Origin of the sequence: Ruegeria sp. HKCCD8929, from assembly GCF_013031405.1 — a bacterium.
In the GTDB taxonomy this organism is placed as follows: domain Bacteria; phylum Pseudomonadota; class Alphaproteobacteria; order Rhodobacterales; family Rhodobacteraceae; genus Ruegeria.
On the sequence record NZ_WPZY01000075.1, the window covers coordinates 1 to 8466 of the forward strand.

Annotated in this window: 14 protein-coding genes and 1 pseudogene; 11 read left to right on the plus strand and 4 right to left on the minus strand. The window is 61.8% G+C overall.

The window, feature by feature from the left end; all coding sequences use genetic code 11:
• The 6 genes and pseudogenes from GOX53_RS28195 to GOX53_RS28220 form a co-directional block, all read left to right on the plus strand.
• Nucleotides 1-423 (plus strand): annotated as a pseudogene (locus GOX53_RS28195) (hypothetical protein); the annotation flags it as partial.
• A 3-nt stretch (nucleotides 424-426) separates the two neighbouring features.
• Nucleotides 427-765 (plus strand): capsid cement protein, encoded by a 339-nt coding sequence (locus GOX53_RS28200; protein ID WP_171182204.1) that lies wholly within the window; start codon nucleotides 427-429, stop codon nucleotides 763-765.
• A gap of 9 nt (nucleotides 766-774) precedes the next feature.
• Nucleotides 775-1719, plus strand: a complete 945-nt coding sequence (locus tag GOX53_RS28205; protein ID WP_254446846.1) for a major capsid protein — start codon at nucleotides 775-777, stop codon at nucleotides 1717-1719.
• A gap of 98 nt (nucleotides 1720-1817) precedes the next feature.
• Nucleotides 1818-2147, plus strand: a complete 330-nt coding sequence (locus GOX53_RS28210) for a hypothetical protein (protein WP_171182205.1) — start codon at nucleotides 1818-1820, stop codon at nucleotides 2145-2147.
• Nucleotides 2148-2153: 6 nt separating this feature from the next.
• A complete protein-coding gene (locus tag GOX53_RS28215) occupies nucleotides 2154-2639 on the plus strand; it encodes a phage protein Gp36 family protein (RefSeq protein WP_171182206.1) in 486 nt (161 codons plus the stop codon).
• 2 nt (nucleotides 2640-2641) lie between these two features.
• Nucleotides 2642-3121: a Gp37 family protein gene (locus GOX53_RS28220; RefSeq protein ID WP_171182207.1), complete on the plus strand. Its 480-nt coding sequence runs from the start codon at nucleotides 2642-2644 to the stop codon at nucleotides 3119-3121.
• On the opposite strand, the gene GOX53_RS28225 is transcribed toward GOX53_RS28220, so the two are convergent.
• The 4 genes from GOX53_RS28225 to GOX53_RS28235 all read right to left on the minus strand — a co-directional run bounded on the left by GOX53_RS28225 (nucleotide 3105) and on the right by GOX53_RS28235 (nucleotide 4713).
• The gene (locus GOX53_RS28225) at nucleotides 3105-3335 is read right to left on the minus strand and encodes a helix-turn-helix transcriptional regulator (RefSeq protein WP_171182208.1); all 231 of its coding nucleotides are present in this window, start codon (nucleotides 3333-3335) and stop codon (nucleotides 3105-3107) included. The genes GOX53_RS28220 and GOX53_RS28225 overlap by 17 nt on opposite strands.
• A 21-nt stretch (nucleotides 3336-3356) precedes the next feature.
• Nucleotides 3357-3953 (minus strand): hypothetical protein, encoded by a 597-nt coding sequence (locus GOX53_RS28230; RefSeq protein ID WP_171182209.1) that lies wholly within the window; start codon nucleotides 3951-3953, stop codon nucleotides 3357-3359.
• 92 nt (nucleotides 3954-4045) lie between these two features.
• Nucleotides 4046-4174 carry a hypothetical protein gene (locus tag GOX53_RS30190; protein ID WP_256415919.1) on the minus strand — a complete coding sequence of 43 codons (129 nt, stop codon included), beginning with the start codon at nucleotides 4172-4174 and terminating at the stop codon, nucleotides 4046-4048.
• Nucleotides 4175-4176: 2 nt separating this feature from the next.
• Nucleotides 4177-4713, minus strand: coding sequence for a host-nuclease inhibitor Gam family protein (locus GOX53_RS28235; RefSeq protein ID WP_171182210.1), 537 nt, complete (start codon nucleotides 4711-4713; stop codon nucleotides 4177-4179).
• 17 nt (nucleotides 4714-4730) lie between these two features.
• Between GOX53_RS28235 and GOX53_RS28240 the strand changes: the two genes are divergently transcribed.
• The 5 genes from GOX53_RS28240 to GOX53_RS28260 form a co-directional block, all read left to right on the plus strand.
• The gene (locus GOX53_RS28240; protein WP_171182211.1) at nucleotides 4731-5027 is read left to right on the plus strand and encodes a hypothetical protein; all 297 of its coding nucleotides are present in this window, start codon (nucleotides 4731-4733) and stop codon (nucleotides 5025-5027) included.
• Entirely contained in the window at nucleotides 5027-6295 is a 1269-nt protein-coding gene (locus GOX53_RS28245) for a phage tail protein (RefSeq protein WP_171182212.1), read from the plus strand. Before GOX53_RS28240 ends, GOX53_RS28245 begins: the two co-directional genes overlap by 1 nt.
• 17 nt (nucleotides 6296-6312) lie before the next feature.
• Nucleotides 6313-6822, plus strand: a complete 510-nt coding sequence (locus GOX53_RS28250; protein ID WP_171182213.1) for a phage major tail tube protein — start codon at nucleotides 6313-6315, stop codon at nucleotides 6820-6822.
• A 114-nt stretch (nucleotides 6823-6936) separates the two neighbouring features.
• The gene (locus GOX53_RS28255; protein WP_171182214.1) at nucleotides 6937-7293 is read left to right on the plus strand and encodes a hypothetical protein; all 357 of its coding nucleotides are present in this window, start codon (nucleotides 6937-6939) and stop codon (nucleotides 7291-7293) included.
• A gap of 163 nt (nucleotides 7294-7456) precedes the next feature.
• Nucleotides 7457-8466 (plus strand): tape measure protein (locus tag GOX53_RS28260; protein WP_254446847.1); only part of this gene is annotated, 1010 nt, incomplete at its 3' end.

Genomic DNA, 8466 nt, shown 5'->3' on the forward strand with positions numbered 1-8466 from the left:
CGCGAGGCGGACCTGGCCAAGCGCGAGCGCGCACTGCGCCACACCGAAAGCGTGGCGTTTGCCGACGACCTGGTCGCCAAGGGCAAGTTGCTGCCGGTCCAGAAGGACAGCGTGGCCGCGCTGCTCGATGAGCTGGGCGGCCTGACCGGGACCGAGATTTCGTTTTCGGATGACGGTACCGACAAAACCGCCAGCCCGGCCGACCTGCTGAAGGACATCCTGAACGCGCAGCCCGAGATCGTGCCGCAGGGCGAAACCGATCTGGGCGATGAGCCGGGCGCGGCCAGCGTTGCCTTCGCCGCACCCGATGGTCTGTCGGTGGATCGCGAAGACCTCGCACTGCACGGCAAGGCGGTCGCCTTCCAGAAAGCCAACCCCGGCACGGCCTATATCGACGCCGTCGCCGCCGTACAGGGAGCCTGATCCATGGGGCCGCTTCTGACTTCCATTTCCACCCTGAGCATTTCCGTCCTGCTGACGGAGAATGTCAGCGCGCATCGCTTCGTCACCGTAGATGGGGCGCAGGCCGGTGACGGGAGTGCCGTGCTTGGCGTGTCTCATAACGATGAGGTCGCCGGGCGCGCCGTGGCCGTCGATGTCGTCGGCGTCCGCGACATGATCGCCGGGGCCGCCATCGCCAAGGGGGCCGAGGTCCAGTCCGACGCCAATGGCCAGCCCATCACCATGGCCGCAGGGGCCGCCGCCGGGCTGGCCCTGACCGCCGCCGCCAATCCCGGCGACATCGTCAAAATCCTGATCAAGTAAGGGGCCGATATGAACACCCGCAACATGAACACCGCCCAGGCGCGCGTGATCGACCCGATCCTGTCGACCCACGCGCAGGGCTATCGCAACGCCGAAATGATCGGCCACCTGATCCTACCGGTTGCTGACATCCCGACCCGTGGTGTGCGCGTCCTGCGCTTTGGCAAGGACAGTTTCCGCAAGATGAACACGCGCCGCGCACCTGGTGCGGAATACCAGACCGTGCAGTACGGCTATGCCTCCAACCCTGTCGCTCTGCAGCAGGAAGCTCTGGCGGCAAAGGTGCCCTGGGAGAACATGGAGGAAGCCTCCAAGGTACCCGGCATCGATCTGGCGCGTGGCAGCGTCGAGATGGTCCTCGATATCATTGCCCTGGGCCGCGAGTTCGAGATCGCGCAGCTGGTCCGAGATCCGGGCAACTATGGTGCCAACAACAAGATGGTATTGGCCGGTGGGGACAAATGGTCGGATCCGGCTAGCGATCCTGCGGCTGACATCAACGAGGGCAAGGAACAGGTGCGCCGGCGCATCGGTCGCTATCCCAACCAGCTGACCATCGGCGCACCCACCTTCAACGTGCTGAAGCAGCATCCGAAGATCAAGGAGCAGTTCAAATACACCAGCTCCGATTCAATCACCGTCGAAATGCTGGCCAAGTATTTCGACATCGAGAAGGTGATCGTCGGCAAGGCCGTCTATCTCGAGGATGGCGCCGCAGACGACGCGGATGCGCAGGATGTCTGGGGCACTGACGCGATCCTGTCCTTCAGGCCGATGGGCACGAACTACATGGTGCCATCCTTCGGTTACACGTACCGGCTGAAGGGCCATCCCATGATCATGAAGCCTTATTCGGACGATAGCTGCGACAGCTGGGTCTACAAGATCAAGGAAGAATGGTCGCCCGAACTGACCGGCGCCGACGCAGGCTTCCTGTTCCAGAACCCGATCTAACCCATACCGCGTGAGAGCAGGAGGGCGGGGCCAACCCCGCCACCATCGTCCTGGGCATGACGGAATAACTGCCCGCCCCCAATCAACGGAGACCTGAAATGTCCCACATTGCCAATCATCGCATCAAGAAGGATGGCAAGTATTACGCCGCCGGCGATCCCATCGAGCTGACCGACGACGATCTGGCGGAGTTGCCGGACGGTGCGGTGCGCGACGCGGATCCCGACGATGAGGCGGCAAACGATAACGCCGGCCTTTCTGAAGAGGAGAAGTTCGAGGCTTTGCGGGCTGCCGTCAAAGAACTGCCGGACACTGTCTTCAAGAAAGACGGCGAGATCCGCGCGGATGCTCTCAAGGCGCTGAACGAACAGCTCGGCATGCAGCTGACCGCCGAGAACGTCGCTGTTGCCAAGGCCGCCACCGAGTAAGCTTTCATGGGCCGTTTCCTGACCTCCAACGACTTCATTGCCCAGTTCGGTGAGACCGAGGCCCAGCTGATCGCGGGCACCGGGGCATTCAACAGCCTCGAGGGCAGCCAGATCGATGTGGCGCTGATCGACCGGGAAATCGCCTTTGTCGATGAGCTGATCGCCGGGTTCGTGCTGGCCCGCCATGACTGGCTGCGCGCGCTGAATGCGGGGGACATGCCCAACCTGCTGAAGGGGCTGGGCGGCGACATCGTGCGGTACCGGCTGCGCGACAAGAAGGGCAGTCAGGGTCAGATCACCGACACCGTCGAGGCCCGCTACAAGGCCGCAGTGAAAGCGCTGGAGGCTATTGGGGACGGCAAGCTGGATCTGATCCGCGACCGCAAGGATGGCGTCGATCTGGACACCCCCGAGACGCCCGACGCCATTGCCGACCTGCCCTCGATCACCGGGGGCGCACCGCAAGCCTCTGATATCCTGAAAGGCTATTGAACGTGTCGACCAAGCTGAAACCCACTCATCTGGAAAAGATCGAGGCCGGGATCGTGGCCACCTTGAAAGAGCATCTTGGGGCCGATTACCTGATTGATGTCTTTCCGGATCGCCCCGGCGATTTCGACATGGGGCAGGCAAACAAGGCCGCGCTGGTGCAATACACCGGATCGAATTATGCGGCCCCTGACGGCACGCGCGCGGGCTGGCAGCAGCGCAGCCCGTCCTTTGCCATCCACCTGCAGCTGCGCACGCTGGGTCATGCGATGCGCGGCACGCGCGAAGTCGAGCAGGTGCGGTTTGCCCTGCAGGCCGCACGGATAGAGGGGACCGAGCTGCGTCTGGTCCGCGATGGCATCGCCGATCAGGACGAGAGTTTCTGGCGCTACGTGATCGAGGTCGCCTGCACCATCCCGGCTGTGCCTCGTCCGCAGAACGCGCCCGCCCCCCTCATGACCGATTTCCTCAAAGAAGGAGCCTGACATGGCCCGATACACCTACCACGGCCCGGTGCAGCACATCTCGATTGCTGTCGGGCATCCGCGAGGCGCTGACGCGGTTCATTCCGGTTTCGTATTTCTGCAACTGCTGGAACTGCACGCCGATCTGGGCGGCGACCTGCTGTTGTGTGAGGTTCAATATCCAACGGCGCTGCCGGATACGTTGCCCTACATGGATGTCTTCGCGACGGGGCATTTCTGTCTCCTTTGGTTTGGATCAGGTTTCGATTTTGGGAAGGGTGAGCAGGCCAGCGGACGCGAGGTGCACCGCCTCTTCGATCCAGAGCCTGCGGAAGAAACGCCAGTCGCCGGCATCCTGCAGTTCGATGATCAGATTGACGGCGCGTTCGATGTGGCCCTGCGGATCCCGCTCATGTTCGACATCAAAGAACACAGCCTTCTCCGCCTGCAGAGCGATCCAGTCAAAGAAAGCTACGTCTTTTGATGTCCAGCGCGGCTCCACCCCCCAGGCTGCCGCGATCTGGCGGTCAAGATGATGTTTCGCACATCGGACGCTTTGGTTGATCGTGTGACGGTACTCGGTTTGCCGGGCGATAAATTCCACGGCAGGCGTGATAATGTCGCCGATAAAGGCCTCGTGTGCGTCATGCAGGAGCGCCCATGCTTTGTCCTGCGGATCCGGGCAAAGGCGGGAAACGACCACCGAATGCGCAGACACTGGCCAGGGCAACGGTGTGCGACCGGCAAACCGATTGATCTTGGCCAATGTGTCACCCAGTCCGTCGGGTGTCAGAGCCGATACGGGCAGGTCATTCAGGCTGATCGTGCCATCAATGGTGTGCAAGGCGGTCATGGTTTCTTTCCTTGTGGTTGGTGCCGCCGCGCTGCGAGCAGGTGAGCGCGGCGGCTTTGGCGGGAAGGTATGAGTGGCCCGCCGTACCTGGTTCAGCTGGATTTGCCGGGGCAGACTGACTGGTGGGCCTTGAGGCCTTTCTGGCCGCGCACGGCCTTGCCGCAGGCGTTGCAGACGGTCTTGGTGCCATCGCTGGCAGTTTTGCTGGTACGCCCGCCCATGATCAGCCCGCCTCAGCCAGTTCGGTCTCAAACGGCTCGACAATGAAGTCTTCGCCATCCGAACCGATGGTCACGCCCGAGATTGCCGCTGCGACAGAGCGGTTGTCCTTCTCCAGCATGGCGTCCTTGTTGATTTCCTCTTTGGTGCGCAGGAACTTCTTGCCGAGCTTCGCCGCCTTGATGGCCGCGACTACGTCGTCCTTGCCCCGGATGCTCACCTTCGCGGGGCGCAGTCGCCACGAAATCTCACCCGTCGCAAATCTGTGAAATTTGACCTTGCCGCCACCTGTCAGCCGGTCCCGGTTGACCTCGCAAAACATCTTCAGGCCTTCCTGCTTTGCCGTGATCAACTCGCGGATCGGCGCGACCATCTCCCCATACTCTTCCTGCAGCTTGGCGATCTTGTCGTTCAGTTCGGCTTCCAAGCGTATCGCGTCCCGGCTCAGATCGCCGATCTCGCGGATCGCGGCACGTGCCTCGCTGTCGTCCTGAGGGATGGGTAGGTTTGCGCCTGCGGTTTTGACTTTGCGTTTTGCCATTGTTGTTATCCTTACGAGTGGTTTTCTGTGAGAGTGCCGAGGTCGAGCTGAAGGCCGGTTTCGGCCTCCTCCATCAGAGATCGGATGATGACGCCGACCGAGCTGTCGGCATCGACCATGGTCAGACCAAAGGCCCCGATGGCCAGATGCAGTCCGAATTCAGGGACGTGGCACTGATCCCCGGTGCTGATCCCGTCGATCTGCCCGCCGACAATGCTGTCGTGAAAGGCATGATCGACAGCAAGCTGCTGCAGGAGGTGGATGAGATTGCCACCAAGCCTGCCGCCAAATCCACGAAGAAGGGAGGCAACTGATGTCCGGTCCTTACTACGGCGTTGAGGTCATCGAAACCGGTCCCGGTTCGTCCACCGTGCGCACCCAGCCGGTGGCCACCGTGTTCCTGGTGGGCACCGCGCCCATCGATGCCGTGCATGCCACGGCGCAGGAACAGGCGGACTACATCAACCAATCCGTCATCATCAAAACACGGGAAGAGGCTACAGCGGCCTTTGGCGTGCATACAACCGGGTTCACGATCCCGTCCGCTCTGGATGCGATCTTCGACCAGGCCGGCACCGCCGGCGTCGGCGAGGTCGAAGTGGTCAATGTCTACGATCCGGCTGTCCACACGGGCGGTGTCGGCGATGTGACCAATGTGGACATCATCGGCGCGTTTTCGGTGTCTGGCAAACCCAGCGGCCTGAAGCTGGCCTATGACAGCTATCAGCGTTTCGGTCGGTTTGCCAAAATCCTGCTGACCCCTGGCTTCACCGGCCTGACCGGCGTGCGGGCCGAACTGGAGACCATCTGCGCCCGGATCCGGGCACGCGCGATCCTGGACACACCCACCGGCGTGACCGCGCAACAGGTGCGTGAGGCGCGCGGCCCGTCCGGTAGCTTCGACCTGCAGTTTTCCAATCGCCGCCTGGTCCCGGTCTGGCCGCACATGGTGGTCGCCGACACGGCCAATCCCGGTCAGACTCGCCTTGATCCCTACTCGGCGCGCTTTGCAGGCGTATGGCTTCGGACCATCATGCAGGACGGGTATCACCATTCGCCTTCAAACCGCCCGGTCTACGGCATCGAGGACTCTGAAACACCGGTCCTGTACATCCCCGGTGACGCCACGTCGGACGTTCAGGGCCTGCGTGATGCGGGCATCGTGACCGTCGAGGAGCGCTGGGGAAAGGGGCCGCAAGTCTCCGGCAACCGGTCCAGCGCGTGGCCAACAGACACGGATATGCGCAATTTCCTGCATGTTCAGCTGATTGAAGACGTGCTGGATGAAGGCGTCATCGCCTTTCTCGATCAGCACAAGGACCGCAACGGCAACCCGGCGCGGATCGAGTTTATCGAGGAACAGATCAACGACTGGCTCAAGTCGCTGATGACCGGCGATGACCCGGTTTTGTCCGGCGGCCAGTTCCGCTTTGACCGCACCAGGACCACCAGCATGTCCGTCGCGCAGGGCCAGTATTACTGGCGGCTGACCTATGCGCCGGTCGGTGTGATGGAGCGGATCACCGTGGATCGCAACATCGACCTGAACCTGCTGGGCAACGCCCTCGGGCTGGCCGCGTAAAAAAGGAACCCTGAACCATGTTGCAATACGGACAGGTCACGGACGCCCCGGTTTACCTTGAAGACAAGGAACTGCTGGGCATCTGCAACGAGTTCAACATCCCCGAGCTGGAAAGCGGCACGGTGGAACATGACACGCTCGGCTCTGTCGGCGTGCTAATGCTGCCCCGGCGGGGTCTCAGCGGGCTGACGGGCAGCATCAAGCTTCTGTTCCCCGAGCCGGAGATGGTGTCGATCTTCTCGCGCCCGAACAAGGCGGCGCGGTTCCAGGTGCATCAGAAGATCGATGTCTTCGATGCGGATGGCCTCAACGAGGAGAAATCCACCACGCTCATCACCCATGTGCGGGCGCTCTTCACCAAAAACGCCTTCGCCTCGGTGAAAAAGGGCGAGGCGCAGGAGGATACCGGCGAGTTCAGCTGCACCTACCTGATGCAGCGCCTCACCAGCTCGGAAACGCCTCTGGTCGAGGTCGATCTCTTCGCCAACATCTACAAGGTGAATGGCGAGGACGTCTGGCCCGACTGACCCCCGATTGGTGGCCGTGAGTTCCGACATGGCCATCATACCTGGCGGGCTCCGTTTTTTGGGCATTCGCGGAGCCTGCCACCTTTGCCCACAAGATGCCCCGGAGATCCTGACATGGAAACCAAGACCGAAACCCCGACCAAAGATGGCGGCGTTGTTGCCCTGCTGAAGCAGCACAAGGCCGAGAGCACTGGCTTTGACGATACCACGCTGCCCGAAACCGGCATCAAAGTGACCTGGCCGAAGTTCCAGCCGCACTCGACCTGGATGAAGGCCCAGCGTCTGGCCAAGAAAAACCCGCTCAGCACGTCCGACATCTACCTGTCGCTGCTCTGCAAGTTTAACGGCGAAAAGCTCACCCTGGACGAGTTCAAAACCCTCATTCCGACAGGCGACGTTCTGCACCTGACCGGCGAAGTGCTGGGCGATGACGAGGATGACGAGGACGACGCGGGAAACGGACAGGCCTGAGCAGCCCGCTCGATCATGTCCATCTCGTTGAATGCGGCTTTTCCCATTCCGAGCTGATGGACATGTCCGAGGAGGAGTTCTGCTTCTGGCGCGATGAGCGCCTCGAATATGACCGGTTGGTCGCTGAGGCCATCAAAGAACAGACGAAACCGAAGGACGACACATGAGCCGCCGCAAAGCCGAAATGGTGCTGAAGCTGGTCGACAAGGCCACGCGCCCGGCGCGGCGGTTCATTGCCCTGCAGAAGCGTATGGGCCGTGCCACTGAGCTGGCCAATCGGGTTTCTGCCCGCTCATCGGCTGCCGCCAAACGTGCGACGGACATGTACACCCGGTCCGTCGCTCGGTTGAACCGCGCTCAGGACACATTGCGTGCAGGTGTGCGGCGAACCAATCTGGTGATCGCGGCCCAGACCGCCCGATTGCGATCCAGCGCGGCCATGATGTACAGCGGCGTTGCCGGTTTCGGCAGGGCGGCTCTGATCGCGGGAGGGATCTGGACCGCCTATAGCGGTACTGTCTCCGCTGCTGGCGTTGCGATGCTCAGCCCGGCACGCCAGTTCGAGAAATTCCAGACCGTCCTGACCACGACCGAAGGGTCCGCACAGGCCGCCAAGGAAGCCATGAGTTGGGTTGAGGAGTTCGCCACCAGGACGCCTTACGAGCTTGACCAGGTCATGGCGTCGTTCGTGCAACTGCGGGCCTACGGCCTCGACCCGACCAATGGTATGCTGCAGAAACTCGGCAATGCCTCTGCCGCGATGAACAAACCGCTGATGCAATCCGTCGAGGCCATGGCCGACGCAGTAACGGGCGAGAACGAGCGCCTCAAGGAGCTGGGCATCAAGGCGGCCAAGGTCGGAAAGCACTTCGAGTATTCCTACACCGGCCGGGATGGCACCACCAAGATTGTGCGCGCGCTGGCCAGTGACCGGCAGGCCATTCAGGATGCCATTCTGGGCATTTTCGATGAGAAGTACGGTGGGGCCATGGATCGACTGTCCCAGACATTCGACGGCATGGGATCCAATCTGCTGGATCAGTGGACCAAGTTCCAGCGGATGATCATGGGCTTCGGCGTGTTCGACTGGATGAAGAGCAAGCTGAAGCTTGTCCTGGACGAGATCAACCGATTGGAAGCTTCTGGCGAATTGGAAATCTGGGCGAAGCGCAT